The sequence below is a fragment of the Bacillus sp. R86525 genome (genome assembly GCF_042466195.1).
Taxonomy (GTDB): domain Bacteria; phylum Bacillota; class Bacilli; order Bacillales; family Bacillaceae_G; genus Bacillus_A; species Bacillus_A nitratireducens.
Genome location: NZ_JAXHPX010000007.1, coordinates 728,593 through 753,008, shown reverse-complemented (window position 1 = coordinate 753,008; position 24,416 = coordinate 728,593). Strand labels below are relative to the sequence as shown.

At 35.2% G+C, this 24,416-nt stretch carries 33 protein-coding genes, 1 pseudogene and 1 riboswitch; of the genes and pseudogenes, 14 read left to right on the top strand and 20 right to left on the bottom strand.

The window, feature by feature from the left end; translation table 11 throughout:
* Positions 1 to 85: 85 nt before the first annotated feature.
* Complete coding sequence (gene mutTA, locus SJY24_RS06340; RefSeq protein ID WP_000276383.1) at positions 86 to 565, bottom strand: antimutator 8-oxo-(dGTP/GTP)ase; 480 nt, start codon at positions 563 to 565, stop codon at positions 86 to 88.
* Positions 566 to 649: 84 nt separating this feature from the next.
* Positions 650 to 967 carry a hydrolase gene (locus SJY24_RS06335; RefSeq protein ID WP_377864092.1) on the bottom strand — a complete coding sequence of 106 codons (318 nt, stop codon included), beginning with the start codon at positions 965 to 967 and terminating at the stop codon, positions 650 to 652.
* A gap of 83 nt (positions 968 to 1,050) precedes the next feature.
* On the opposite strand from SJY24_RS06335, the gene ytzI reads away from it, so the two are divergent.
* The 6 genes and pseudogenes from ytzI (at position 1,051) to SJY24_RS06305 (ending at position 2,795) form a co-directional block, all read left to right on the top strand.
* A complete protein-coding gene (gene ytzI / locus SJY24_RS06330; protein WP_377864091.1) occupies positions 1,051 to 1,200 on the top strand; it encodes a YtzI protein in 150 nt (49 codons plus the stop codon).
* Between the two features lies 1 nt (position 1,201).
* On the top strand, positions 1,202 to 1,432 hold the full coding sequence (locus SJY24_RS06325; RefSeq protein ID WP_377864090.1) for a DUF3953 domain-containing protein: 231 nt from the start codon (positions 1,202 to 1,204) through the stop codon (positions 1,430 to 1,432).
* 14 nt (positions 1,433 to 1,446) lie between these two features.
* Entirely contained in the window at positions 1,447 to 1,677 is a 231-nt protein-coding gene (locus SJY24_RS06320; protein WP_377864089.1) for a YczI family protein, read from the top strand.
* 376 nt (positions 1,678 to 2,053) lie between these two features.
* Complete coding sequence (locus SJY24_RS06315; protein WP_044737489.1) at positions 2,054 to 2,284, top strand: DUF3953 domain-containing protein; 231 nt, start codon at positions 2,054 to 2,056, stop codon at positions 2,282 to 2,284.
* A 29-nt stretch (positions 2,285 to 2,313) separates the two neighbouring features.
* Positions 2,314 to 2,553: pseudogene (locus tag SJY24_RS06310) on the top strand (hypothetical protein).
* Between the two features lie 11 nt (positions 2,554 to 2,564).
* Positions 2,565 to 2,795, top strand: coding sequence for a YczI family protein (locus SJY24_RS06305; protein WP_377864088.1), 231 nt, complete (start codon positions 2,565 to 2,567; stop codon positions 2,793 to 2,795).
* 116 nt (positions 2,796 to 2,911) lie between these two features.
* On the opposite strand, the gene luxS is transcribed toward SJY24_RS06305, so the two are convergent.
* Entirely contained in the window at positions 2,912 to 3,385 is a 474-nt protein-coding gene (luxS, locus tag SJY24_RS06300) for an S-ribosylhomocysteine lyase LuxS (protein ID WP_001141371.1), read from the bottom strand.
* Between the two features lie 128 nt (positions 3,386 to 3,513).
* Here luxS and yidD point away from each other — a divergent pair, with 128 nt between their 5' ends.
* Complete coding sequence (gene yidD / locus SJY24_RS06295) at positions 3,514 to 3,750, top strand: membrane protein insertion efficiency factor YidD (RefSeq protein WP_002112460.1); 237 nt, start codon at positions 3,514 to 3,516, stop codon at positions 3,748 to 3,750.
* On the opposite strand, the gene SJY24_RS06290 is transcribed toward yidD, so the two are convergent.
* Positions 3,747 to 4,310: a beta-class carbonic anhydrase gene (locus SJY24_RS06290; RefSeq protein ID WP_000838171.1), complete on the bottom strand. Its 564-nt coding sequence runs from the start codon at positions 4,308 to 4,310 to the stop codon at positions 3,747 to 3,749. The genes yidD and SJY24_RS06290 overlap by 4 nt on opposite strands.
* Before the next feature lie 223 nt (positions 4,311 to 4,533).
* Here SJY24_RS06290 and cydA point away from each other — a divergent pair, with 223 nt between their 5' ends.
* Both cydA and cydB read left to right on the top strand, forming a co-directional pair.
* Complete coding sequence (gene cydA / locus SJY24_RS06285; protein ID WP_377864087.1) at positions 4,534 to 5,883, top strand: cytochrome ubiquinol oxidase subunit I; 1,350 nt, start codon at positions 4,534 to 4,536, stop codon at positions 5,881 to 5,883.
* Positions 5,873 to 6,901: a cytochrome d ubiquinol oxidase subunit II gene (gene cydB / locus SJY24_RS06280; RefSeq protein ID WP_377864086.1), complete on the top strand. Its 1,029-nt coding sequence runs from the start codon at positions 5,873 to 5,875 to the stop codon at positions 6,899 to 6,901. The genes cydA and cydB overlap by 11 nt, the downstream gene beginning before the upstream one ends.
* 169 nt (positions 6,902 to 7,070) lie before the next feature.
* Here the strand turns inward: cydB and SJY24_RS06275 are convergent, their stop codons facing one another.
* Together SJY24_RS06275 and SJY24_RS06270 are read right to left on the bottom strand one after the other, a co-directional pair.
* A complete protein-coding gene (locus tag SJY24_RS06275; RefSeq protein ID WP_002015747.1) occupies positions 7,071 to 7,304 on the bottom strand; it encodes a spore germination protein in 234 nt (77 codons plus the stop codon).
* 84 nt (positions 7,305 to 7,388) lie between these two features.
* Positions 7,389 to 8,189: an S-layer homology domain-containing protein gene (locus tag SJY24_RS06270; RefSeq protein ID WP_377864085.1), complete on the bottom strand. Its 801-nt coding sequence runs from the start codon at positions 8,187 to 8,189 to the stop codon at positions 7,389 to 7,391.
* A gap of 744 nt (positions 8,190 to 8,933) precedes the next feature.
* Here SJY24_RS06270 and SJY24_RS06265 point away from each other — a divergent pair.
* Both SJY24_RS06265 and SJY24_RS06260 read left to right on the top strand, forming a co-directional pair.
* Entirely contained in the window at positions 8,934 to 9,968 is a 1,035-nt protein-coding gene (locus tag SJY24_RS06265) for a YdcF family protein (RefSeq protein WP_377864084.1), read from the top strand.
* Between the two features lie 176 nt (positions 9,969 to 10,144).
* Complete coding sequence (locus tag SJY24_RS06260; protein ID WP_377864083.1) at positions 10,145 to 11,017, top strand: YitT family protein; 873 nt, start codon at positions 10,145 to 10,147, stop codon at positions 11,015 to 11,017.
* Positions 11,018 to 11,136: 119 nt separating this feature from the next.
* On the opposite strand, the gene SJY24_RS06255 is transcribed toward SJY24_RS06260, so the two are convergent.
* The 5 genes from SJY24_RS06255 to SJY24_RS06235 all read right to left on the bottom strand — a co-directional run bounded on the left by SJY24_RS06255 (position 11,137) and on the right by SJY24_RS06235 (position 14,116).
* Positions 11,137 to 11,355, bottom strand: coding sequence for a hypothetical protein (locus tag SJY24_RS06255; RefSeq protein ID WP_212088256.1), 219 nt, complete (start codon positions 11,353 to 11,355; stop codon positions 11,137 to 11,139).
* A gap of 99 nt (positions 11,356 to 11,454) precedes the next feature.
* Entirely contained in the window at positions 11,455 to 12,273 is an 819-nt protein-coding gene (locus SJY24_RS06250; RefSeq protein WP_377864082.1) for a DUF4247 domain-containing protein, read from the bottom strand.
* 13 nt (positions 12,274 to 12,286) lie between these two features.
* Positions 12,287 to 12,793: a DUF4178 domain-containing protein gene (locus tag SJY24_RS06245; protein ID WP_000051748.1), complete on the bottom strand. Its 507-nt coding sequence runs from the start codon at positions 12,791 to 12,793 to the stop codon at positions 12,287 to 12,289.
* A gap of 21 nt (positions 12,794 to 12,814) precedes the next feature.
* Complete coding sequence (locus tag SJY24_RS06240) at positions 12,815 to 13,219, bottom strand: DUF350 domain-containing protein (protein ID WP_377864081.1); 405 nt, start codon at positions 13,217 to 13,219, stop codon at positions 12,815 to 12,817.
* A gap of 231 nt (positions 13,220 to 13,450) precedes the next feature.
* The gene (locus tag SJY24_RS06235; protein ID WP_377864080.1) at positions 13,451 to 14,116 is read right to left on the bottom strand and encodes a PspA/IM30 family protein; all 666 of its coding nucleotides are present in this window, start codon (positions 14,114 to 14,116) and stop codon (positions 13,451 to 13,453) included.
* Between the two features lie 403 nt (positions 14,117 to 14,519).
* Between SJY24_RS06235 and SJY24_RS06230 the strand changes: the two genes are divergently transcribed.
* Positions 14,520 to 15,098: a lipoprotein BA_5634 family protein gene (locus tag SJY24_RS06230; RefSeq protein WP_377864079.1), complete on the top strand. Its 579-nt coding sequence runs from the start codon at positions 14,520 to 14,522 to the stop codon at positions 15,096 to 15,098.
* Positions 15,099 to 15,277: 179 nt separating this feature from the next.
* Here SJY24_RS06230 and SJY24_RS06225 read toward each other — a convergent pair whose 3' ends face one another.
* The 3 genes from SJY24_RS06225 to SJY24_RS06215 are packed head-to-tail and all read right to left on the bottom strand — an operon-like array spanning position 15,278 to position 17,683.
* On the bottom strand, positions 15,278 to 15,454 hold the full coding sequence (locus SJY24_RS06225; RefSeq protein WP_000989603.1) for a FeoB-associated Cys-rich membrane protein: 177 nt from the start codon (positions 15,452 to 15,454) through the stop codon (positions 15,278 to 15,280).
* 16 nt (positions 15,455 to 15,470) lie between these two features.
* A complete protein-coding gene (gene feoB, locus SJY24_RS06220) occupies positions 15,471 to 17,459 on the bottom strand; it encodes a ferrous iron transport protein B (protein WP_377864077.1) in 1,989 nt (662 codons plus the stop codon).
* Positions 17,456 to 17,683: a FeoA family protein gene (locus SJY24_RS06215; RefSeq protein WP_000060512.1), complete on the bottom strand. Its 228-nt coding sequence runs from the start codon at positions 17,681 to 17,683 to the stop codon at positions 17,456 to 17,458. The genes feoB and SJY24_RS06215 overlap by 4 nt, the downstream gene beginning before the upstream one ends.
* Before the next feature lie 194 nt (positions 17,684 to 17,877).
* Positions 17,878 to 17,979, top strand: a riboswitch (TPP riboswitch).
* 86 nt (positions 17,980 to 18,065) lie between these two features.
* Between SJY24_RS06215 and thiT the strand changes: the two genes are divergently transcribed.
* Positions 18,066 to 18,725 (top strand): energy-coupled thiamine transporter ThiT, encoded by a 660-nt coding sequence (gene thiT, locus SJY24_RS06210; protein ID WP_377864076.1) that lies wholly within the window; start codon positions 18,066 to 18,068, stop codon positions 18,723 to 18,725.
* A gap of 219 nt (positions 18,726 to 18,944) precedes the next feature.
* Here the strand turns inward: thiT and SJY24_RS06205 are convergent, their stop codons facing one another.
* The 6 genes from SJY24_RS06205 to SJY24_RS06180 form a co-directional block, all read right to left on the bottom strand.
* Positions 18,945 to 20,798 carry a sensor histidine kinase gene (locus SJY24_RS06205; RefSeq protein WP_377864075.1) on the bottom strand — a complete coding sequence of 618 codons (1,854 nt, stop codon included), beginning with the start codon at positions 20,796 to 20,798 and terminating at the stop codon, positions 18,945 to 18,947.
* A complete protein-coding gene (locus SJY24_RS06200; RefSeq protein WP_000041840.1) occupies positions 20,795 to 21,484 on the bottom strand; it encodes a response regulator transcription factor in 690 nt (229 codons plus the stop codon). The genes SJY24_RS06205 and SJY24_RS06200 overlap by 4 nt, the downstream gene beginning before the upstream one ends.
* 53 nt (positions 21,485 to 21,537) lie before the next feature.
* Positions 21,538 to 22,158 (bottom strand): class D sortase, encoded by a 621-nt coding sequence (locus SJY24_RS06195; RefSeq protein WP_377864074.1) that lies wholly within the window; start codon positions 22,156 to 22,158, stop codon positions 21,538 to 21,540.
* A gap of 89 nt (positions 22,159 to 22,247) precedes the next feature.
* The gene (locus SJY24_RS06190; RefSeq protein WP_377864073.1) at positions 22,248 to 22,742 is read right to left on the bottom strand and encodes an LPXTG cell wall anchor domain-containing protein; all 495 of its coding nucleotides are present in this window, start codon (positions 22,740 to 22,742) and stop codon (positions 22,248 to 22,250) included.
* Positions 22,743 to 22,928: 186 nt separating this feature from the next.
* Entirely contained in the window at positions 22,929 to 23,261 is a 333-nt protein-coding gene (locus tag SJY24_RS06185) for a hypothetical protein (protein ID WP_377864072.1), read from the bottom strand.
* 184 nt (positions 23,262 to 23,445) lie between these two features.
* Positions 23,446 to 23,661 (bottom strand): hypothetical protein, encoded by a 216-nt coding sequence (locus tag SJY24_RS06180; protein ID WP_377864071.1) that lies wholly within the window; start codon positions 23,659 to 23,661, stop codon positions 23,446 to 23,448.
* A 162-nt stretch (positions 23,662 to 23,823) separates the two neighbouring features.
* Between SJY24_RS06180 and hpt the strand changes: the two genes are divergently transcribed.
* Positions 23,824 to 24,351, top strand: coding sequence for a hypoxanthine phosphoribosyltransferase (hpt, locus tag SJY24_RS06175; RefSeq protein ID WP_000687586.1), 528 nt, complete (start codon positions 23,824 to 23,826; stop codon positions 24,349 to 24,351).
* Positions 24,352 to 24,416: the final 65 nt, after the last annotated feature.

Genomic DNA, 24,416 nt, shown 5'->3' with positions numbered 1-24,416 from the left:
CTTTACAAAATTGTATAATATACCCAAAATAATATAAAGATATATTTACATTTATTCTTACACACAAAAAAAGAAACCGGCCACTTTACTTCGTAAAACAGCCGATTTCTTCTATATGTTTCATCGTACGCGCTAATACATCGTCGCGCATAATAAAGCTAAATTTTCTATCCGTTTTAATGTTATCAGGAATATCTGTTAATAAAACAGATCCTTTCGTTTCTTCGTAATGCGTATGTGCTTCTACCGCACTAATTGTTGCAAAATAAATGTTTTTAATGATTATTTTGTCTTTTCCGGATACTTTATATTGTCCTAAGTAAGTTAAATCAGAAACTATGCCGCCGGTTTCCTCATGAACTTCTCGAACTGCCGCTTCTTCCGGTGTTTCCCCGAGTTCTACTTTACCACCTGGAAATTCAAGACCGCGACGTAAATGATGCGTTAATAACCATTGATCCCCGTACCGGCATACAACCCAAACATGCTTTGGCTCAGGAGAAAATGGATAACGTTCAAACGATAATTGTACAGTGTTGTGGTAATAATCTTTAAATTTGTACATGCCATTACTCCCCTATTGATGGTTACAAGTTTTTCCTACCACAAATTGTAGCATATTCTCGCTTTTCTGCATAATATTATCCAATTACAATCCATTGATTATTCCCATTTGCGCGACTAATTCTTTCGTCTCATGATTACCTAAATCGTAAATCATTTTATATGCTTTTTGTAGTTGTTCATCATATCGGTCATTATTCGAATCGTGATGATACTCAACAAATGGAACGTGAGAACGTACAAATGAACCTAAATCCTCTACATATGCTTGATCAAAGTACTCTCTTAACTCCGTAATTTCCTCATCACTTGCGGAAATCTCAAAATTATACGTATCCGCCGTCTTCACTTGTGAAATTTGACCATTTCCTATTGATATATAATATGTTTTTTTCTGCTGCATGTAACACCCTTCTTTCATCCTTTTAATTTCTATTGTTTTCATCAATTACAAAATTATGTAAAATAAAGAAAAGGAGGGATTCCATGCTCAAAATATTAATTATCGGTATTATCATCGTCCTAGTCATACTAGTACTCTCCGTCATGACGATTAATAAAGGCTACGCTTATAAACATTCTATTGATAAGCCAGAAGATAATCCTTACTCGAAAAATAATAAGGAGAACTCATAGTATGCTTCGTATACTCCGCACTGTAATCGCACTCGCTGTGATAATTATGTCAGCAATTGGGCTCTATACAGGTCAAAATAACTTTCTACCACTTTCACAATTTCTATTAGGAGCTTTAATGTTTCTCATCGCAATTGAACAAATAAAGAAAAAGGATTCAGGAACAGGATTTATTTGTATTGCTGCTGGAACTTTCTCTTGGATTGTCCTCATCATTACCTATATCAAATAGAAGGAGGGGCCTTTATGTTAAAAGGAGTTCGAATTACTTTTTCACTTATCGCTTTATCTATAGCAACCTATAGTTTTATTAGCGGTAACAGAGACGTTATGCCTTACATGTTCATTTTCTTAGGGGCTATGGCTTTCACTATAGGTGTAGAAGAAATAAAAAAACATAGACAATCTAGCTGCATACTTGCTTTCATGGCTGGAGCTGGTGCTTTACTGCTTGGATTCTCAGAACTATTTCGTTAAATAGTCTATTGAAAGGAGGGATACAATGCTAACTAGATTACGGATTTTTCTCATGCTTTTCATGCTCCTCATACTCTCCCTTTGCACTTATTCTCTTATTACCGATAATTTCACAATTCTCCCATACATACAATTTACTTTCAGTTGTTTCTTTATTCTTATGGGAATTAATGAACTGAAATCCGGACGGAAATCAATGAGTATCCCGTATTTTTTCGTTTCTAGTCTTATGTTCTTCGTTTTAATATCGGCCTACTTTCACTAAAGGTAACATGTACTTTTAATCACCTATTGACGATTATTTTCACCAATTTTTCTTTTTCGAACAGGTAATACATTTGAGGACAATAAAAAAACGAAAAAGGTGGAGAATAGTATGCTAAAAACCTTTCGCATTATATCCGCTCTTATCGTCATCGCTCTCGCTCTATCCGGAATGTTTACAAACGCGCTTATTACAATGCCTTATATGCTCATCGCCTTATCTATTATGGCTTTCATCATGAGCGCAGAAGAAAAACAGAAACAAAAGAAAGTAAATAGTACACTCTCCTTCTTTTCTGGCGTGTTCACCTTAATCGTCGCTATAATTATTTTCTCTCGGTAACTATCTCTTTCTACTTAAGGAGCGCTAAAATGCACATAAGACACTTACAACTAATCAGCGTTTTTATTACTTTAATTCTATGTTTATACAGCTTATTTACAATGAACCTTCAAATCTTTTCACCTAGCATTTTGTTTCTCTTTAGCTTATATAGCATTTTAGTAGGAATTGAGACCATTCAAAACAGCAAAAGCAAATTGGAGCTATTAGCATCGGTTTAATTCTTTTTACGATTGTTTTTTTTTAGTCCATTTATGCTGTTCTTCTAAAGGAGGATTATATGTTAAAAAACATTCGAATTATACTAGCAACGTTTGCCCTCATTCTCGCCCTACTTAACCTCTTTGCAAACTTCTCTATGCTTTTACCATTCGTATTTATCCTTTTAAGTATTATGTTTATCCTTTTTGGAATTGATGAAGTAAAACAACAGCAAAAAGCTAAAGCATTTGTTTATTTTCTCGGTTCTGCCTTTATTTTATATGTTGGGGTGTCTAGTATACTTTCATAACAAAAGAACATGATCACTCTTAACATAATAAAAAACTGCCCTTTCACAGGCAGTTTTCCTTTTTATCCTTCTATTTGTAGGCAATAAGACTCTCACCCACTTATTAAAGTATCATTTTATCCAAACACTTTCTCAAGTTCATCTTTATCTTGGCTTAACCAGAAATTCATTAAGCGTTGTGCTCCTTCTAAGTCGTGAAGCTTCGCTTGGCCACACTGTGTTTCATTTGCAGCTGGAATTTCTGTAATTTGAACCGCATCTTTTAATGTTAGTTCTAATAAATCAATGATTTCACGAACTGTCGGTGTCCCGCTTACTACAAGATAATACCCTGTTTGGCAGCCCATCGGTGAAATATCGATAATATCAAAATGCGGATAACGATCAATATATTTACGTAAATTAAATGCTAATAAATGCTCTAACGTATGAATAACATCTGGTTTCATTGCTTGTTTATTTGGTTGGCAAAAACGAATATCAAATTTATTTACAATACCGTCACTACCTACATTATGAACTCCGCAATGTCTTACATAAGGTGCTTTTACAATTGTATGATCTAATTCAAAGCTTTCTACTGATGGCATATAACATCTCTCCCGCTTTTAATTTAATTCCATTATATCCAATATGATATAACGGAAATCAACATTAGTAAAGAATTATGTACGGTCGTGCTATAATACTTTAAGACTATGCTGAAAAGGAGACCATTATGAAACAGATTTTTATCGGTATTATACGCTTTTATCAAAAGTTCATTTCTCCGATGACACCACCAACATGTCGCTTTCATCCGACTTGTTCTCATTATGGATTAGAAGCGTTTCAAAAACATGGTGCATTCAAAGGATTTTGGCTTACATGTAAGCGTATATTAAAATGCCACCCTTTCCATCCAGGAGGATTTGATCCTGTCCCAGATAAAAAGGATGACAAAGTAAATTCTTAATTGTCGTAACCATTCACAACTAAATCTAATTTTCCTGTGTCAGGATCTATAACAAGACCGTGAACAGGTACTTCTCCCGGAAGTAATGGATGGTTGCGAAGTATTGACACACTATGTTCTACACTTTCTTCTACACTAGAGAACCCTTGTAGGAATCTTTCTAAATCGATTCCAGAATAACGAAGTGTATCTAATTTCTCTTCTGTTACGCCGCGCTCTTTCATTTTTTCAATTGTACTGCTTGCTTGAATTTTTGCCATACCACAATCATGGTGACCAACTACACAAACTTCATCGGCACCAAGTTCGTATACAGCAACTAAAATACTACGCATAATACTTCCGAATGGATGTGAAATAACAGCGCCTGCTACTTTAATAATTTTCACATCACCGTTACGCATATTCATTGCCTTCGGTAATAGTTCAACAAGACGTGTATCCATACAAGAGATAATTACCATTTTTTTATTTGGAAATTTTCCTGTTTCATACTCTTCGTATTTTTTCTCTTCAACGAACTTTTCATTGTATTGTAAAATCTCTTCTAATGACTTCATAGTTAAAAACCCTCTTTTCTCTCATTTACACTACATATATAGTGTACCAAAATATGAAAAACTCAAAAAGGATATTGCTTTATTGTAAAAGCAATATATTTTCAGATAACCGACATAATTCTTTCAAAATATACACACAGCTTTGTAACAAGTCACACATACTTTACTTCTATTCTCACTATAAACTAACTGTAGATAATGTAAAAAGGAGTGAATATTTATTATGTCCGACGTTCTGTTACTGAGTCGTTTTCAATTTGCAATTACTATTTTTTATCACTTTTTATTTGTACCTTTGACAATCGGACTTGTTATTTTAGTGGCATGTATGGAAACTCAATACGCCCGCACATTGAATCCAACATATCGCAAAATGGCAAATTTCTGGGGTAAATTATTTACAATTAACTTCGTAATGGGGATTATAACCGGGATTACGATGGAATTCCAATTTGGCACAAACTGGTCTGAGTACTCCAAATATATGGGAGATATTTTCGGATCACCTCTCGCAATCGAAGCACTCGTTGCCTTCTTCTTAGAATCTACTTTCATGGGAATATGGTTATTCGGTAAAGACAAAATTTCGCCAAAGTTCCGTGCCTTCTGTATGTGGATGGTTGCACTTGGAACAAACATTTCTGCTCTTTGGATTATTACAGCAAACGGATTTATGCAAAACCCTGTTGGCTACGTCGTACGTAACGGCCGCGCTGAATTAAATGATTTCTGGGCACTCGTTACAAACCCATACGCTTGGAACATGTTCTTCCATACTGTAATTGGTTGTTATATTGTCGGTGCTTTCTTCGTTATGGCAATTAGTGCATATCATTTACTACGTAAAAATGAAGTGGAATTCTTCAAAAAATCATTTAAGTTTGGCTTAATGTTAGGATTATTCGCCGCAACTGTTACGCCTTTTATGGGGCATCAATCCGGTGTATCAGCAGCTAAATACCAACCAGCTAAAGGTGCTGCGATGGAAGCTGTTTGGGAAACTGGAAAAGGACAAGGCTTCTCGATTGTTCAAATTCCTGATGTGAAAAACGAAAAGAACTTTGAATTCCTTACAATTCCAAAACTCGGAAGTTTCTTCTATACAAACTCATTTGATGGAGAAATTGTTGGTTTAAAAGATATCCCGAAAGATGAACGTCCAAATGTTAACCTCGTGTACTATAGCTTCCGCTTAATGGTTGCACTTGGTATGTTCTTTATGGCATTAACTTGGTTCGGTTTCTATTTAAACCGAAAAGGAAAACTAGAAAACTCAAAACGTTATTTAAAAATCACAATGTGGTCTGTTTTACTACCATATATCGCAATTAACGCTGGGTGGATTGTTGCCGAAGTAGGTCGTCAACCATGGACAGTTTATAAACTGATGCGTACAGCAGAATCTGTATCACCTATATCCGTTCCGCAGATTTGGTTCTCATTAATTAGTTTAATATTATTCTATACTCTACTCTTAATTGCAGACGTATACTTAATGCTGAAGTTCGCGAAAAAAGGACCTGTTGCATTAGAAGAGCCTGCTACTGAAGGAGGTGCGGCTCATGTCTCATGATATGCTCGCAATCATCTGGTTTGGTTTATGGGGCGTAATTTGGACAGTTTACTTCATTCTTGATGGGTATGCACTTGGTAACGGAATGATTTTTCCTTTCGTTGCGAAAGACCGACAAGAACGAAATCAATTACAAGAAGCAATTGGCCCATTCTGGGGTGGTAATGAAGTATGGTTAATTACAGCTGGTGGTGCAACATTTGCTGCCTTCCCAGTCACATATGCAAATATGTTTAGTTATTTATATACACCACTATTTTTAGTATTACTTGCACTATTTGCTCGTGCTGCTGGACTTGAATTTATGCACAAAGACGATTCACCAATTTGGCAAAAGACTTGTAAATGGGCATTTACAATTGGTAGTTTCCTAATCGCCTTCTTATTCGGTGTTACATTCGCTAACCTATATTACGGACTACAAATCGGAAAAAATGGCTATGAAGGAAATTTACTTAGCTTACTAAACCATTATGGTATTTTAGGTGGTCTATTCTTCACTGCTATATTCGTCGTATCTGGTGCCCTTTGGGTTATGATTAAAACGACTGGTGAAGTATCTGATCGCGCTTATAAAATCGCAAGGCCATTTTCAATGGCAGCTGCTATCATTTTAGCTATCTTCTATGTGGCAACTGCAAATCGCACAAACTTATTCCAAAATTTCACGGAATATCCTGTACTATTTATTCTCCCAGTACTTGCAATGTTAATGAGTGTACTCGCACTTATTATGGTGTACAAACATAAAATCGGTCTTGCATTCACATTCGTTTGCTTAACAATCGCAATGTTTATGACAACTGGCTTTGCAGGTATGTTCCCAAGAATGTTACCATCACGTATTAACGACGCATACAGCACAACGTTATACAACGCAGCAGGTAGTGAATTAAACTTAAAAATTATGTTCTTCGTTGCAATGGTCATGGTACCAATCGTTATTGGATATCAACTTTGGAGCTATAGCATATTTAAAGATAAGATTCATAAAGACTCTGCTAAAGGCTATCACTAAAATGAAAAAGACACTTCGAGCGAAGTGTCTTTTTCATTTTACGTATGATTTTCGATAAGATGTTACATTTCTAATCTAACAACTATGATAAAGAAGAATCACTAACAGCTCACAGCTCAATTGTATCACAGGGCAAACACATCAATTTATGCAATTTTACATATAAAAACTATAACGTAGATTGAATTACTTGGTCATACACATCGTTATCCGTTACATCTGCCGTACTAATACCACTGAATGTCCTCACATTTAATCCGGTATTTGAAGATCCTGATCCATTATAAGCTTTCGTCTTTTCAATCGGATGCACATTATATTTATCACCTAAATTAATTGTTCCGTTACAGTTCTCAATAATAACACCTTCAACAATAGCTGGCATTTTGTCACCTACTTTCATTTCGTTACTCCCATTCTATGAGAAACGCCTACAAAAATAGCATGTGTAAATAAGAAAAAAGCACTCAGGCTGAGTGCTTTTTTCTTATTTACCGCTCTTCTTTCTCTCACAAGCAATTCCATCGCCATCACGATCTAAATGCTTACCGTAATACGGACTATCTCTTGTAATATCGTAAACCCCAGCATCATTTGCTTCTTTACAGTTAGCAAAGCGTTTTGGTTCCGGCTTCACCTCTGGTTCTGGTTGTTCTTGTCTTGCTCCTGGTCTTTCTTCAAGCGGTAATGTCGCGTTATATAAGAACTGAACGTATTGCTCACGACTTACATGCATTCTAGGTGCGAATTTACCATCACCAGTTCCAGCTGTAATATAATTTGATTTAACTGCAGTAATCGCAGGATTCGCCCATCCATTTCTATCTACGTCCGGGAAATTATAATCCCCTCTTATTTGCAATTGGAACCCTTTTGCTAAAATTTGTGCCATTTCATCGCGAGTTAACGAATCTTTCGGTCTAAAGTTCCCTGTGCCATCTCCAGCGAATACACCGATTTCTGTTAAAGCAAGAATCTCTTTTTTAAACTGAGTCGAACGATCAGTAACATCTTTATACGGATTATTATACTGTTCTTTTACTGCTGGCTTTAATTGACGGAACATAAGGGCTGCAACTTGCTCACGAGTTACATCATCACCAAATCCAAAAATCCCATTTCCATATCCAGCAACAATATTTTTATTTGCTAAATCCATAATTGCCTTATAAGCCCAATGATTGTTTGGAACATCTTTAAACTGAGTACTTGCCTGCGCTGTCCCGATTGAAGTAAATGCTGTAGTTGCAACAATTGCACCTGTTAAAAGTAATTTTTTAAATCCCATACTTAAGTCTCCTTCTCTTTTCCATAATAACCATCTAACAATATAACAAATTATATAGCTTCGTTTTGTCATATTCTGTCGAATACAAAAAAGAACCCCGAAGGATTCTTTTTTGCTAAGCACAAATGGCAAGTTTGGAGACAGTTGACTTCTTCAAAATTTTATTAGGGGTAATATTTTGAAAAAGAAAGCCTTTCATATGTAGCTTAACATCACTGGAATATATAGTAAATTGATAATCTTTATACGGAAGATTGCTAATGTTTAGTATAGATAGTTTGCACTACGTTAATAGTGGAAATTATCTATACTAAGAAACAAAAAGACGCCTTTCAAGAAGACGTCCTTTCCCCTGTTTATATATACCCCATCCCGCTTTTTGTAAACACACACTAGAAAACAGAATCATGAATTGTTACAAGATTGTTAGGTACAAAAAGAGTAGAGGTAAATATTAATATAAAATTCTGCTTTATAGCGTGTATCCACAACTTATATTTTAATCCTCTTCCCTTGAAAATAAACATAATATGCATAATTACATACCAAAAAGAAAAAGACACTCCACAGAGTGCCTCCTCAACCATTTTACTTTTAATATATCACTTTGAATACATTTTACCATATTTAACTATATCGCTTATTAAGAAAATTCGAAATCCTTTTTCTTTCATTTTCAATTATAAAATCATGTAATATAAAAGGTATGTCAAATTCTTATACAAATTGAGGTGTACTATATTTATGTATTTCGGAATTATTCCTCTTATATTGTTTATTATTTTTCTTATCTCTTACTTAAAAGACCCACGGAAAATAATAAACGGTTTTTTATTTAATGCCTTTTTCTGTTCATTTCTATTATTCTGTGCACTCGCCTCATTTTCATCTGGTAGTAACGATTTACATTTCATCGTTATTCTACCTATGTTAGCACTACTTGTAATGATACCTTTTGGCATCGTTGCTTTAATGTTTGGGCTATTTCTTAATGCGAGAATCTTGATGAAACGTGAAGGACGACGATTTACAAACTCTTTAACTTTAATTGCAGCTTTAGGGATTTTATTCTTGATGTTACTCCCTATCATAAGTCCAGCGAGCTTATTTTCACCGCATTTCCAACCTATTTTTGCTGGCCTTTCTTTTATAACCGTATATTTCTTTATACACCTATCTAACTTCTTAACCGCTTATTTTCTATACCAATTCAACAGGCCAAGGCGTAATCAAGATTTCATCATCGTTCTTGGTAGTGGCTTAATTAATGATAAAGTACCACCGTTACTTGCAAGTCGTATTAATAAAGCAATCGACTTTTACTGGAAACAAGCTGCTGTGAATACACCACCAACAATTATTTTCTCTGGTGGACAAGGTCCAGATGAAGGCCTTCCAGAAGCAGAAGCAATGCAAAAATACGCTGTTGAAAAAGGAATTCCGCTTGAACATACAGTGCAAGAAAATCGCTCTGTAAACACGTATCAAAATATGTCGTTCTCTAAAGAAATTATGGATTCTTTAAATCCTGAAGGTAAGTATAGAAGTATTTTTACAACGAATAATTTCCACCTTTTCCGCGCTGGTATATATGCAAAACAAGCTGGTCTTAATAGCCAAGGGATCGGAGCAAAAACTGCATTTTATTACTGGCCTAATGCAATGATTCGCGAATATGTCGCAATTGTTGTGATGGGACGTAAACGTCATATGAAAGTTTGCGGAGCTATTTTAGGATTCTCTTTATTCCTATCCGTACTTAGTTTTATCATTTCTTAATAACCTCCCATCCTTTGAAAGGATGGGATTTCTTATACTTATTTCAAAAACATTTTAATAATAATATTCCCTGCATACATCCATTAAAGGAGAATTTTTTCAGATTAAATGTTAAAATGGAAGTTAGGTGTGAATTACGTAACAAATAAGAAACTAGTTTGAAACGAGGAAATTACATGGAGAAAATTATCAGAAACAAGCCCAATAAGCTAAAAATCGCTTCAAAAGCTTTGATGATTATTATTGGGGCATTTATCACAGCATACGGATTAGAAGCGGTATTAATTCCAAATAACGTATCAGACGGTGGTGTGACTGGTTTAAGTATCGTTAGTTCAAGATTATTTGGATTGCCATTAGGAGCTCTAATCGCAGTTATTAACATTCCTTTCGTTTGGTTAGGATATAAACAAATTGGTAAAAGCTTTGCAATTTATTCTATTATCGGGATTGCTTCGTTAGCAATAGGTACCGTTGTCATGCACGGAATACCAGCTATTATTGAAGGCGATACATTATTAGTTACAGTTGTTGGTGGTATTATCATCGGTTTTGGTATGGGACTAGCATTACGTAACGGCGGCGCATTAGATGGAATCGATATGCTAGCTGTATTGCTTTCTCGTAAGTTACCTTTCGGAACGAGTGACCTTATTTTATTCTTAAACATGTTCGTATTTATTTTCGTATCAACAGTATTCGGCCTTCAAGGAGCTATCCTTTCGGCAATTGCCTACTTTATTGCTTCGAAAGTGATTCATATCGTTGAAGTTGGTTTAAGTGGTTCGAAAGCATTTAAAATCATTACAAAAGAGCCTGAATTAATGGTAGAAACCATTCGCGATCGTTTAGGCCGAAGTGCAACGTATAACGAAGTATACGGTGGTTATTCAAGAGAGAAATTCAAAGAAATTTCTTGCGTAATTAACCGTTTAGAAGAAAGTAAAATGAAAGAACTTATTAATGAAATCGATCCAAATGCCTTTATTACAGTTTATGACGTAGCAGAAGTAAAAGGCGGTAACTTTAAGAAACGTGATATTCATTAATCATTATGAAAAAGGAGGCTGTGCCAAAATTTTGGTGCAGCCTCCTTTTATTATTAAGTTGCTGTCGTTGTCAGTTTTTGTCGGTAAATCGATATATTTCAATAATCGCCGATATAATTTCACTTCCCCCATCTTCCTCCTCTCTTAATCCACTCTACGTATTTTTGAAAAGCGGGCACTTCATGTTGAAAGCGAAGCGGAACATATAGAAAGAGAGTACATGTACACAGTATCCATAGAATACCTACTATAAAGTGAAATTTCATCGTTGTGCTAATAAACAAACTGAGGAATAAGACGAGGAACATAATCAAACTAAACCTTTTATATATACTCATAATAATCTCCTCCTTATAACTTAATTGCACCAGCTATAAGGAATTAATTCCCATAATAAAAAAAGACCGAAAAGCAGATTCAACTTTTCGGTCTCTATACTATCTTCTCTTCGTAATCTTTCCTGAACCACCGACCCTCGTTTTCGGGGGAGATGTATTCTTTGGCGGCGTTTTAATAGATGATTTCGGCTTCACATCAGATCCACTCGAACCACCTGGATTTTTCGTGATTTTCCCTTTACTTCCGGTAGAAGGCGGAGGCGGCGTTTTACTTCCTTTTTCCGTAATACTTCCCTTATCACCTACAGATGATTTCGGATCTACATTATCGCCTCGCTTAATGATAGATCCTTTCCCTTCCTTCGTAATTGGAGGTGGGGTTTTCTTTTCTTCTTTCGTAGGTGGTCTTTCCGGGATAACCGGTTTATGATTTTGTCTGTCATTATATCCGCGATAATCACCGTATGATGATTTTCTAGAACCGAATATATCGTTTAATATACTCCCCATAATATATCCTTGTAAGAAGGATGGTTGGTAATTTTGACGGACAAATTCTTCATTACTTATTTCAATTAACGTATCAGATGGTTTCTCTTTATCCTTTTGTAAACTATACATTTTATCGGAATAAACGAGGAACATTTGATTTTCGTCTTCTTTAGATGCTTGCTTCGGTTTCCTTTCGGATATAAGTTCCTTTGCAACTTCAGGAACTGACCGATTGGCAGCCCTATACACGTAAGATTCTTGTTTACCATCCTTTGCGACAGACTCTAGCGGATAACGGTCCTGAATTGACTTCGCCTGACCACTTTGACAGCCCGATAAAGCATAACCGGCAATAACAAGTAATGTAACGATAGCAAGTATAGGGATCACGAACGATTTAATCATGGTAAACAATCGGTTTGACATGATTACGCCCCCCTTATGTTGCTCTTATGATTTGTACATCAGCAGGAATAATTGCTTCTCCCTCATACATCATTGTGCGACCATTTTGCCATTCAACACGTAATAATTTGCGGTTGTCAGACTGGAATTCCCATACGTACTGTTCTTCTGAAGCAGCGAATGGCGTTTTTCCCATTACAACAACACGTCCATTATACTGTTCTTCCATATGATACTCTATATCATCCATTTCAATCGTCGTCGGAATTTCATCAATTGAATCTAAACGACCGTCAATCGGTGTATACAATTTGTAATACGTATTTTCACGGTCTTCAATTTTTAAATAACGAATATCTTTCCCGTCCTGCAGTGTTAAAACGATCTCCTTACGAGAATGCATACTCGTTTTCCCAGTTAATTCGTACATTACTAACGAAACTTCAATCATATCGCCAGGAGCTAACGTTAACAGACTCTTTTCTGGCTTTGGCGGCTCCGGGCTTTTCATTATATTTTTAATACGTTTAAATAAGCTCACAATCTACCCCTCCTTTTCTCTTTATAAACAAGCACCTAAAATAAGTGCACCAACGATATGTAATGATCCGGCCAACATCGCGTGTGCAACACTGCCTTCTTTCGTACCTTCTTCTAAATCTAAGCCAGACATTTTCTTTAACACAAATTCGATAAACATTTCTACTACTAACAAAATAACAAAAGAAACTGCTGATGCAAGTAACGCTTGCCATAAGTCATTTGCTTTCATTATAGATTGAGATAAAATGTACCCTTGCGCAAATAATTTCATAACGAAACGTGTTGTTACAGCTGTATTCCCATTCTTTATTTCTTTTAAGTCATTGTATTTTGTAAAAATTGAATCAATCCACATAATTGCAAATAAAAGTACTGCACTTGCTCCAGTCCATACAAGCATGGCTAACACATTTGTCCATGTCATTGCAAAACCTCCTCTTAAATATAAAGTGAAACTTTAATCAGTGGGGAGATGTTCATTCCCCGCTGATTATTAGCCCGCACCAATCGGGCATTTACGGGAAGTCGATCTTCCACCCACCTCTCTGCTTTCACAAAATGTAGAGGTGGGAATCTTACTGCCCGTTAATGCGGGGTAATAGAAAACCGACATGAATTTATTTAGACATGTCGGTTCATTTGTCTCTATTCTATATTACTTCTCATACTGCTTCATAATACGGGCTAATTCATCGTCAACAACAGAATTTTTGTTTAAGCTTGCGAATTCATCATCTAATGACTTTTCTTTTTTGTAAATTTCACCGCTTGCTTCTGCTTCAGCTTCTAATTGAAGAGCTTTCTCTTCCATACGGCCTAAACCAGCTTTTGCTGAATTCGAATCAAATCCAGACATCGCCTGATTAATATTCTTTTGTGCTTTCGCCGCATTTACACGTGCTACAAGTGTTTCACGTTTATTTTTCAGCTCTGTTAATTGCTTACGCATTTCTTCTAGTTTCAGGCGAAGATTATCAGCAGCCGCTTTGTTTTGCTCATAGCTTGCTTTATACTCATTCATCTTTTGCTCTGCGTTTTGTTTTTCTTCAAGAGCACGACGCGCAAGATCAAGATTGCTTGCTTGAACAGCCATATGAGCTTGCTCTTCACGTTTTTTCACAAGTGCTTCTTGCTCTTCAAATAATATTTTGAATTTCTTCTCAAGTGCGATTTGAGCTGCTACACTTTTCTCAGCTTCTTGTACATCCGCTTGCATATCACGTAAATATTGATCCGTCATCTTAACTGGATCTTCTGCTTTTTCAATTAATGAATATACATTCGACATTGTTAAATCTCTTAATCGTTTAAATACAGACATTCTAATTCCTCCTATGACTTACCTCGTATTTCAAATTCACTACTTGGAAAACTGAAAAATCTCCCTTTACAGTAAAGAATATTCACTTTTACAGCCTATGTGTTTATTATAACAAAACTAATATGTCCTTACATGTTATTTCCAAAATACAGCCAATATAATATGACATTCCAGACAAAACATTGTATTCCTAATATATTCTCATTAACCCTCTTCAGAATTGACATATTTTTATGCACTTTCACTAAATTACATTATTGTAATGTTACTGTAAGCTAACTCGATAGTTACGCTTCAATATTTCTTATACACTAATACCAGAAGCAACAAACAAGCTTCTCATAATTTCAGGACTAATACAAAAAATGTATTTACTATAAAACATATAAAAGGAGAAATCATCATGAAAAAATTAGTAGGAATCGGATTAGCAGCAGCAATTTCATTCGGAGCATTATCAGGTTGTTCTTTATTAGGAGAAAAAGCGAACGGCTTTGTACTATACGGAACAGATGAGCAAATTCAACAAGTTACAGATAAAAATAAAAAAGAAGTGAAAGAAAAAGACTTCTATAAAATGAAAATGACAACATTAGAGGGTAAAAAAGTTCTTGTAATGGATAAGAAAACTGGTGAAGAACTGGTGAAAAAAGAATTACTTAGCAAAGTTGATAAAAATGATGATACAAAACCACTTGATAAATTGCCAGCTGTAACAACAGAACAAGGTGTATTATTTGCAAAAGATAAAGTAGAAAATGCTACACTTGATGGAGCAAAATTAAAATACGAAGGCAACACAATTATCGGAAGTGGCCGCGCATATGCAGACATGTTCGCAATTGTTGACGATGCAACTTATGGAAATGTAAAAGGTGATGAAAAATCTGTTGGTGTATTAAAATTCGATAAAGACCCTAGTAAAGAATTCCCTGGTTACAACGGAGTAGAAGCTTCTCAGCTTGTAAAAATTAAAAAGTAAAACAAAAAAAGCTTTGCGAAATTCGCAAAGCTTTTTTCTATTTACCCCGCATTAACGGGCAGTAAGACTCCCACCTCAAAATTCGGCTGGAGCGAAGAAGTTAGGTGGGAGATCAACTGTCCGTAAATGCCCGATTGGTTCAACTAATAAACAGTGGGGGTGAACAAACCCCCCACTGTTTAAAGTTTCACTTTATGAACGATTTGCTCCATATCCGGACTACAAGTTTGCGACTGACATGACTTACTTAAAGAGCATGCTGCACATTTGCCCTTTTTACTTCGCTTTACAAAATTAACTAACGTATATGCTGCATAACCAAAAATGATAGCTCCAATTATAATATTGACCATCATCGCAATACATCTCCTTCTAGAATCCGAGTAAAGATCCAACTTGGTATATAATAAACGTTAATACATAAGCAACTATAAGCGGATAAACAACTGAGAAAATCGTCCATTTCATCGATCCCGTTTCTCGTTTAATAACAGCTACTGTCGCTAAGCACGGAACATATAATAAAATAAAGAACATAAATGCATAGGCTGATAGCGCAGTATAATGTGCTCCCATGACATTTCCTAGCACATCTTCTTTAACCGCATAAATAATTGCCATTGTAGAAACGACAACTTCTTTCGCTAAAAACCCTGTTAAAAGAGATGCCGCAGCTTGCCAAGTTCCAAAACCGAGCGGTGCAAATAGTGGTGCGATAAATCCACCAATCATCGCTAAGAAACTGTCTCCCATATCAACACCAAATCCTGATGGACCTGCATAGTTTAATAACCAAATGACAACAGAACCACCGAAGATGAATGTACCTGCTTTACGAACAAATCCTTTACCTTTCTCCCACGTGCTGAGCCATAACGTTTTTGCTTGTGGCACACGGTAAGGCGGTAGCTCAATTACAAAAATAGATTTTTCCGCTTTTAAAATAGTAAGTGACATAATTTTTGTAACAAGTAATGCAAGAACAATACCTGCAATGTATAAAGAGAACACAACAGTTGCCTGACTATTAGGGAAGAATACTCCCGCAAATAATGCATATACAGGTAAACGTGCTGAACAAGACATAAATGGTGTTACAAGAACGGTAAGTAATCTTTCTTTTTCTTGTTCAATCGTTCTCGCTGCCATAATACCTGGAACGTTACATCCAAAGCCAATAATCATCGGAATGAACGCTTTTCCGTTTAAACCGAAAAACTCCATAATTCTATCCATAACAACTGCAATTCGTGCCATATATCCCGAGTCTTCTAATAATGAAATGAAAAAGAATAGTGCAAAGATTTGTGGAACGAATACTAATACCGCACCAACGCCGGCAATAATCCCTTCTGTAACGAGTGCTTGAATAAAGTCAGAAGCGCCAACACTTGTGAGCCCAGCTGTAACCCAATCAGTAAGTTGTCCGCCAAAAAATCCATCCAGCATATCCGATAAAGGTGTACCAATCCACGTAAACGTAACCTGAAAAATAAAAAACATAACTGCTAAAAAGATTGGAAGTCCTAAAATTTTATGTGTAATTAACTTATCGATTTTTTCCGAAAAAGGAATTTTTCCTTCTTTCTCATGTTGCATAACATCTGTTTTTAACTTTTCAATATACGCTTCACGAGTTTTGTAAATGTGCTCTTCTAACGTACAATCAAGTTTTCCATCTAAACGAGATTGAATGGCTATAAGTTCCTTATAAATTGGTAATGCTTTCATTTCTTTTTCTACTACTTCGTTATTGCTTAAAAATTGTAGGGCTAACCATCTTGGATGCTCATAATTCGCTTTCTCTAAAAGAGCGATTACCTCTCCAATTCCTTCATCCATTTGTACACCATATGAAATAATGAATGGCTTTTTCTCTTTTTGTTTCTCTTCATGAAGAGTAGTAAGTAATTCTTCACAGCCTTTTCCGGTTCTTGCGATGACAGGAACGACTGTTACACCTAATATTTCTGATAACCTTTTTACATTAATCACAATTCCTCTTTGCTTTGCCACATCAACCATATTTAAACCAATTGAAACGGGCTTACCAAATTCAAGTAATTGCAATGTTAAATGCATATTTCGCTCGAATTGCGAAGAATCCACTATATTTAACATATGATGAAATTCGTCTGTGAGTAGAAAATTCGTGACAACACCTTCATCGCGTGAAACTGGATTCAAATCATACACGCCTGGTAAATCAATTAATGTTCCTTGCTTATCTTTTAATTTACCAACCTTCTTTTCTACTGTTACACCACTCCAGTTTCCTACATACTCATAAGAACCGGTAAGTGCATTAAATAATGATGTCTTCCCTGTATTCGGATTCCCTAGCAAAGCAACCTTATTCACGCTAATTCCACCTTTATCATTTTCGCGTCACAATGACGAATACTAATTAACTGTCCACGACACTCCAATGTACAAGGACCTTTAAACATCGCTTTCTGTTTCAAGCGAAGTTCGCTTCCTTCCGCGAGACCGAAAGCAGCTAGTCTACGCTTTAATAACTGATCTAAAGACTGAATACTTTTTACTAACACTTTCTCGCCAATTTTAATATCTACTAAGCTCATAACCTTCCCCCTCAGAAGAGAATGATAATTATTTTCAAAAAAATTATATCATACTCTATTTCAATTGGACTATACCCTTTTGCTTCATATTTATTAACATTTCGCTACAATTCTATTTCAATAATTGTCATACGGTATTCATTTGCCATTCTCATCCATTTCGCTTACAATGAACAATAGCAAATAAAGAATCTCGTTATCACAGGGGGAGCCTTGCCGCTGAGAGGGAACATTCCGTTCCGACCCTTCGAACCTGTTAGTTAATGCTAACGCAGGGATTGTGCAAACGTCCGAAATACATACCTCTTTTTCATTTACGTATTTCGTATCCTCCTATGATATCTATTCTTTTTTTTGCAACTTGGATTTAGGGGGAGACAACATGCGTAACACCAATTTACAAGCGATGATCGAATCTGCTATTCTTGCAGCCTTCGCCTTGATTATCGACATTTTACCATTATCAATTAAACTTCCAACAGGCGGTTCCATCTCATTTGCTATGATTCCTATTTTTATTATCGCATACCGCTGGGGCTTCAAAATGGCTTTCTTAGGCGGCTTAATTTGGGGACTATTACAAATTGTCGTAGGTGATGCCTACATTCTAACACCAGTGCAAGCATTCATTGAGTACTTCGTTGCCTTTGCCTTTATCGGCTTTGCTGGTTTATTCTATCGTCCAATTCAAAAAACACTTGCCTCAGAAAACAATAATGCAGAGCATTCAAGTTTCGGTAGTCGCAAAGATAAACCAAAACAAAACAAGGGAAAAAAAGCGCTCGTTTACATTATCCTTGCCACATTTGTCGGCAGCTTTGCACGTTATTTCTGTCACTTTATTGCTGGTATTATTTTCTTTGGTCAATATGCACCTAAAGGACAATCAGCTGTCTTATATTCATTAATTGTAAACGGCAGTACAATGATCGGCTCTTTCATACTATGTACTGTATTACTAATTCTTTTATTTACAACTTCACCGCGCTTATTCAAAAGCATCGGTGCTTATCAAATGAATTCACAAAAAAAGGGCGCTTAATTAGCGCTCTTTTTTTATCAAAGCTCTCAATGAGTAATATCAATAATAAATACAATAAATGCACAAAGAAAAATAAATACCATCACACCTAGTAAATCGCTATTCACGGCTAATCTACTCCTTACATAACCTCATTTTCTATCCAAATTATACTTCTTAAAAATAAAGATTAGGTAAAGATAATATGAAGTTAAATTAAAAAAACGTAGATTGTATTATCTACGCTTTTTTCGGTAAATAGAAGTAAAATAAAACACCATCTTCGGTATTCTTCACCCCATATTCAGCATTGTGCAGTTCTAAAATATTTTTTGAAATCGCAAGGCCAAGCCCTGTTCCACCTTGTGAACGTTTCCGTGCCGCATCCACGCGATAAAAACGATCCCAAATTTTATCTAATTGTTCTTCTTCAATGTGGGAACCTTTATTTTCAATACACACTTCTATACGATTCTTCACATCTATTACGGAAATAATAATATCTTCTTTTTCTGGTGTATAACGTATTGCATTCGTAATGAAGTTCACTATTACTTGTTCAATTCTATTTTGATTCCCAACCACTTCAGCTGGACATATATGCTTGTGCACACTCAGTTCTTTTTTCTCTATCTCCGATGAAAGCTGTTCACATATTTCTTCAATCACTCCATCGATATAGAAAGAATCCACCTTCATGTTGTATGTGCCAGACTCAAATTTAGCTAATTCAAGCATATCCAAAATTAGTATATCCATCTTGTCTACTTCTTTTTCCATCGCCTGAAAATAGTAGTCTTTCTTATGTTCAGCTACCCCATCTTTTAAAATGGAAATACAGCTTTTCATAATACTCAGCGGCGTTTTTAGTTCATGCGATACACCTGCAATAAATTCTTTCCTTGTGTTTTCTAACTTTCTTTCTTTTTCAATATCTTGTTCTAACTGTCCAATATGTGAATGTAGTTTATTAGATAATGTATTAATATTTTCCGATAAATCACCAATCTCATCTTTTGAAGTAATCGGAATTTTTTCTGTAAAATCCAAATGAGCTATTTTCTTCGTTGTATCATTTATCTTTAGTAATGGTTTTGCAATTTGTTTTGAGTAATAGAAAGAAGCTAAAAATATAAGAACGACTACAAATGCAATAATGTAGATGTAATAATCTTGTACCATTTGTACAGCCTCATCGACAGGTTGCAAAGAAGCCATCGCGTATATATATGTTACCGATCCGTCTTTTTCTTTTTTTGGTTTAATTAATAATTTATATTTTATATCATTTTTTTCATAGTCCATTATTTGTGTTGAATACTGTATATGGTCATTCTCTTTTAATAATAAATCAGTTTGAAATTCCTTTATGCTATCTAAGAATAAACTATTTTTATAAATTGGATTCACAGGACCTTTTACATCGGGGAACTGTACTTTCGTAACACGTCCTACTATGAAAGCATCTAATTCCTGAGCAGCTTGCTCCTGAACGGCCGGCTTCTTTTCCTTAACAACTTGTTCCTCAGCTGCTTTCTTTTTCTCCTGATCTAATTTAATCATTTTCTCATTAAATGCTTTTTCTAACGGTTTATTAGATCCACTTAAATTTTGTTTACCTAACGAGAAAGAGAATGGAATAAAACTTTCTTCTTTTCTCACTCCAGAAAAATAAATTTCTTGTCCTAAAAACTTCTCTGATAATTTATTATCAATCTCCTCTATATTGACGAGATTACCTAAGGGAATCTTGAATATTTGTTGTCCAAAGCTCTTTTGTTGCCTACGGTCTATCGTTACTTCAAAATAAAAATCATCCACATGTTTTAAATTCCCATTCTGATCTAACGTCGTAATCCACGTATTATTTTCTCTTAAAAAATCTTGCTCCAGTTTCTGAACTTCTTCTGCACTTCCTGCATAATTCAAATAATTCTTCTCAAAGGAATTTAAGTTCACTTTAATATCTTCCACTTTTCGATTCGCATAATATTGCTTAAAAAATATCGTTTGTCCAATAAATATCGTCGCTAAAATTAACATACATAGAGCTGTTGTAAGGGTAAATAATTTAAGTACAATCCCTTTTCTCATATGTTCCCCTCGAATTTATAACCGGTTCGCACTACAGTTGTAATGTACTTTGCTTTCTCTCCTAATTTATTTCGCAAATTACGAATATGACTATTAACCGTTCGATCATCGCCAGCAAATTCGTACCCCCAAATTCTTGAAATTAACTGTTCTCTCGTTAAAACAATCCCTTGATTTTTCATGAAATAAGCTAATATTTCAAATTCTGTATGTGTTAAAGTAATGTCTGCCTCATCAACAGTAACAGTACGTGACGGAAAATGGACGTGAATGCCATGAATTGATAACGTATCATCTTCATTTTCTAAAGGTTTCTTTGATGCTTGTCTACTTTCTAATAATCGTTTCGCTCTCGCTAATAAAATAGGCGGACTATATGGTTTCGCAACATAATCATCTGCCCCAAGCTCAAACCCAAGTAACGTATCATCTTCATCTACACGTGCCGTCAGCATAATAATTGGAACCCCGGACGTCTTACGAATCCTTCGGCAAACAGACCATCCATCAAGTTCCGGCAACATAATATCAAGTATAACTAAATCAACCTCTTCTTCTTCAAATAAGACTAATGCCTCTTTTCCGTCTCTCGCTTCAAGCACCTTATATTGTTCACTCAAAAAGTAATCCTTTAATATTTCGCGTAAAATATCTTCATCTTCAACAATTAAAATGTTTTTTGACATAATCTATGTCTCCCCCTCTCGCTTTAAGAAATTACTATTCAAAGCTCTATAATTTATTTTGAATTACTCGTAATTAACTTTGCCTCGATAATATATCGATCCGGTGCATCCCCTATATAATCAAATGGATAACAAGTCGTCATTGTTAATGTCGGTTCTTCTTTTTTTACAATAACAGTACGATCTTCCGCATGGGTAATCCATGTCTTTTGAATTTCATATGTGTACATTGTATTGTCATATTCTAAAATGAGATTGTCTTTTTCTTTAAGCTCCCCTAATTCTGTAAATACAGTATCCCTATGCCCGCTCAGTACAGTATGTCCCCCTCCAGATGGTGTTGTCGTTAAATCACTAACAAACATACCCACTCCTTTTTTCAAAGTTGCATCATTTGCTCCCCAATATATAGAAAACTTCTTCTTTATTTTTGGTATATTTAACATTGCTACCTTTTCTCCTTCTTTATGCTCGGTTTGAGAAGAAGGTACTTGGGAAGTTACAGGTGTTTCATGTGAAAGTTGATTATCTTGTATATTTTTAAGGCTCTTTATTTCTTCTTTCGTTAATTCTCGAGCAGAGCTTTTTCCTTTATACCATTCCACAGCGTAATACGATCCCATGAATAGCCCTATGGCCATCAATATGATACCGATATAATTGAGTAACTTCATGTTCCATCCCTCCATGCAAAAAATGGTAGGAGCAACCTACCATTTTTAATATATGAAATTATCCCATTCTTTATAGGAAAATATTTTATTTACGCCTTAACTTTATTACGACGGTTCAAACCAAATAATGTCCCTATCGCTACAAGACATGCGCTTAATGCCATCATTGCTACATTATTTGATGCTGTGTTTGGTAATTTTTCACCTTGTACAGCTTGTTTCGTTACTTCTTTTTTCGCTGCATCATTCTTTTGCCCGGCCTTAATTGCTTCTTCTTTTTTTGCAAGAGCTTCCTTTTCTTGCACTTGTGGTGTTACTTCTTTTTTAGCTGTATCATTCTTTTGCCCTGCTTTTATTGCTTCCTCTTTTTTAGCCATATCACTTTTTTCTTGTACTTGTGCCGCTTCTTTTTTCTCTACTTCGCTCTTTTGCTGTTCCTTAATTGCTTCTTCTTTTTTAGCTGCATCTTGCTGCATTTGCGCCGTTTCTTCTTTTGTTAATGTTCCAGTAGAAGCACTCGCTACTGAAGAATATCCTACTGTTAAAAGTGCCATTGCACAAATTGGTAATAGTTTTTTTTTCATTTTATTTCTCTCCTTTTATACTTTATTCTAGTAATACATCACGTCGCACCGGATGTATTACTAGAATAAACAAGAGATATAAATATAAGATGCAGATGAAATGGAATTCTGTTAAAGATTTCATTTTAGAAAAATAAAAAAACACCGTAATATATACGATGTTTTTTCGGGTGTGTGTCTCGATATTTATTTGTTACTTTCGCGTGATTGAGAAGTAGAAAGGGCCGGAGCGATAACTAATTGTCTCGGCTCAGTTTTCTTGAAGTGATTTTTGACGTTACACTTACGACGTTGAACAACCCACGCTTTAATAGGGTTTGTTAAAATAATTTTTTGCCTTTCGTTAGGGGCCTCTTCTTCAAACCTACAACTCTCGCTCCATTTATTCCATTTCATTGTAAATTTAGAAGAAGAATGATCGTCTTCTCGATCAAACAAGTGCAAAAAATCCATTTCTCCAGCTAGCATTACGGTGTTGCTAGTTGCTAAAAAAGAAAAGGTCGTCCAACGTTTCTCCATGCCCTCCTACTCCTTTTTCACATATAGAGTGCCTAAAACTTAATTTACCTAAAATATGCTTGCCTTTTACCTTACACTTATAGTTTATCCAAAACACCACTATGCAACTATCGATTTGTCTTACAAATCACCTTACATTTTTGTAAGAAACAAAAAACCTTCACTCTATATACGTGAAGGTTTCTCATTTCTTATCTATATGATCTTTCATATCATCAAGTCCAACTTCTTGCAGCTGTGACATCATACCGTGGGAAATTGCGCCTAATACTAAAGTCATTCCAATTAGTGAAATCCGAATTGCAGGTAAATCAATTATGTAAGCTAACATGCCAAGAACAATTGTTAAAAGCAATGCTTTTATAAATGTTACACTTGTATACTGTTTCTTTTTCATCATAATCACCCTTTATGGAAGCGTTTTCTTAATGTAATCAGTATATCATATCATCTGATTATTTTGTGGGGATTTCCATAAAAAACCTTATATCTTCTTTGACTTTTTTCTTTCTATCCTTTACAGTCGAAATGTTCACAAGTTTTACACTGTAGGAGGATTCAAATGAAAATTGAAATAAAAGACACTTTAATTTCTGAAGAACAATTACAAGAAAAAGTAAAAGAGCTAGCTCTTCAAATCGAACGTGATTTTGAAGGAGAAGAAATCGTAGTAATCGCTGTATTAAAAGGATCTTTCGTATTCGCTGCTGATTTAATTCGTCATATTAAAAACGAAGTAACTATCGACTTTATCTCTGCATCTAGCTACGGGAATCAAACAGAAACAACTGGAAAAGTAAAACTATTAAAAGATATCGATGTAAACATTACTGGAAAAAACGTAATTGTCGTAGAAGACATTATCGATTCTGGTTTAACACTTCACTTCTTAAAAGATCACTTCTTCATGCATAAACCAAAAGCATTGAAATTCTGTACGTTACTTGATAAACCTGAACGCCGTAAAGTGGACTTAAAAGCTGAATATGTTGGCTTCCAAATTCCAGACGAATTTATCGTTGGCTACGGTATCGACTGCGCAGAAAAATATCGTAACTTACCATTTATCGCTTCAGTTGTAACGGAATAATATAAATAGAATAAACTTCCATCAATAATTGATGGAAGTTTATTTTCTATCACGATTCTTAAAAG

Bases quoted from the DNA above. Each gene is read 5' to 3' on its own strand.
- mutTA (WP_000276383.1), bottom strand. From the start codon at position 565: ATGTACAAATTTAAAGATTATTACCACAACACTGTACAATTATCGTTT.
- SJY24_RS06335 (WP_377864092.1), bottom strand. From the start codon at position 967: ATGCAGCAGAAAAAAACATATTATATATCAATAGGAAATGGTCAAATT.
- ytzI (WP_377864091.1), top strand. From the start codon at position 1,051: ATGCTCAAAATATTAATTATCGGTATTATCATCGTCCTAGTCATACTA.
- SJY24_RS06325 (WP_377864090.1), top strand. From the start codon at position 1,202: ATGCTTCGTATACTCCGCACTGTAATCGCACTCGCTGTGATAATTATG.
- SJY24_RS06320 (WP_377864089.1), top strand. From the start codon at position 1,447: ATGTTAAAAGGAGTTCGAATTACTTTTTCACTTATCGCTTTATCTATA.
- SJY24_RS06315 (WP_044737489.1), top strand. From the start codon at position 2,054: ATGCTAAAAACCTTTCGCATTATATCCGCTCTTATCGTCATCGCTCTC.
- SJY24_RS06305 (WP_377864088.1), top strand. From the start codon at position 2,565: ATGTTAAAAAACATTCGAATTATACTAGCAACGTTTGCCCTCATTCTC.
- luxS (WP_001141371.1), bottom strand. From the start codon at position 3,385: ATGCCATCAGTAGAAAGCTTTGAATTAGATCATACAATTGTAAAAGCA.
- yidD (WP_002112460.1), top strand. From the start codon at position 3,514: ATGAAACAGATTTTTATCGGTATTATACGCTTTTATCAAAAGTTCATT.
- SJY24_RS06290 (WP_000838171.1), bottom strand. From the start codon at position 4,310: ATGAAGTCATTAGAAGAGATTTTACAATACAATGAAAAGTTCGTTGAA.
- cydA (WP_377864087.1), top strand. From the start codon at position 4,534: ATGTCCGACGTTCTGTTACTGAGTCGTTTTCAATTTGCAATTACTATT.
- cydB (WP_377864086.1), top strand. From the start codon at position 5,873: ATGTCTCATGATATGCTCGCAATCATCTGGTTTGGTTTATGGGGCGTA.
- SJY24_RS06275 (WP_002015747.1), bottom strand. From the start codon at position 7,304: ATGAAAGTAGGTGACAAAATGCCAGCTATTGTTGAAGGTGTTATTATT.
- SJY24_RS06270 (WP_377864085.1), bottom strand. From the start codon at position 8,189: ATGGGATTTAAAAAATTACTTTTAACAGGTGCAATTGTTGCAACTACA.
- SJY24_RS06265 (WP_377864084.1), top strand. From the start codon at position 8,934: ATGTATTTCGGAATTATTCCTCTTATATTGTTTATTATTTTTCTTATC.
- SJY24_RS06260 (WP_377864083.1), top strand. From the start codon at position 10,145: ATGGAGAAAATTATCAGAAACAAGCCCAATAAGCTAAAAATCGCTTCA.
- SJY24_RS06255 (WP_212088256.1), bottom strand. From the start codon at position 11,355: ATGAGTATATATAAAAGGTTTAGTTTGATTATGTTCCTCGTCTTATTC.
- SJY24_RS06250 (WP_377864082.1), bottom strand. From the start codon at position 12,273: ATGTCAAACCGATTGTTTACCATGATTAAATCGTTCGTGATCCCTATA.
- SJY24_RS06240 (WP_377864081.1), bottom strand. From the start codon at position 13,219: ATGACATGGACAAATGTGTTAGCCATGCTTGTATGGACTGGAGCAAGT.
- SJY24_RS06235 (WP_377864080.1), bottom strand. From the start codon at position 14,116: ATGTCTGTATTTAAACGATTAAGAGATTTAACAATGTCGAATGTATAT.
- SJY24_RS06230 (WP_377864079.1), top strand. From the start codon at position 14,520: ATGAAAAAATTAGTAGGAATCGGATTAGCAGCAGCAATTTCATTCGGA.
- SJY24_RS06225 (WP_000989603.1), bottom strand. From the start codon at position 15,454: ATGATGGTCAATATTATAATTGGAGCTATCATTTTTGGTTATGCAGCA.
- SJY24_RS06215 (WP_000060512.1), bottom strand. From the start codon at position 17,683: ATGAGCTTAGTAGATATTAAAATTGGCGAGAAAGTGTTAGTAAAAAGT.
- thiT (WP_377864076.1), top strand. From the start codon at position 18,066: ATGCGTAACACCAATTTACAAGCGATGATCGAATCTGCTATTCTTGCA.
- SJY24_RS06205 (WP_377864075.1), bottom strand. From the start codon at position 20,798: ATGAGAAAAGGGATTGTACTTAAATTATTTACCCTTACAACAGCTCTA.
- SJY24_RS06200 (WP_000041840.1), bottom strand. From the start codon at position 21,484: ATGTCAAAAAACATTTTAATTGTTGAAGATGAAGATATTTTACGCGAA.
- SJY24_RS06195 (WP_377864074.1), bottom strand. From the start codon at position 22,158: ATGAAGTTACTCAATTATATCGGTATCATATTGATGGCCATAGGGCTA.
- SJY24_RS06190 (WP_377864073.1), bottom strand. From the start codon at position 22,742: ATGAAAAAAAAACTATTACCAATTTGTGCAATGGCACTTTTAACAGTA.
- SJY24_RS06185 (WP_377864072.1), bottom strand. From the start codon at position 23,261: ATGGAGAAACGTTGGACGACCTTTTCTTTTTTAGCAACTAGCAACACC.
- SJY24_RS06180 (WP_377864071.1), bottom strand. From the start codon at position 23,661: ATGATGAAAAAGAAACAGTATACAAGTGTAACATTTATAAAAGCATTG.
- hpt (WP_000687586.1), top strand. From the start codon at position 23,824: ATGAAAATTGAAATAAAAGACACTTTAATTTCTGAAGAACAATTACAA.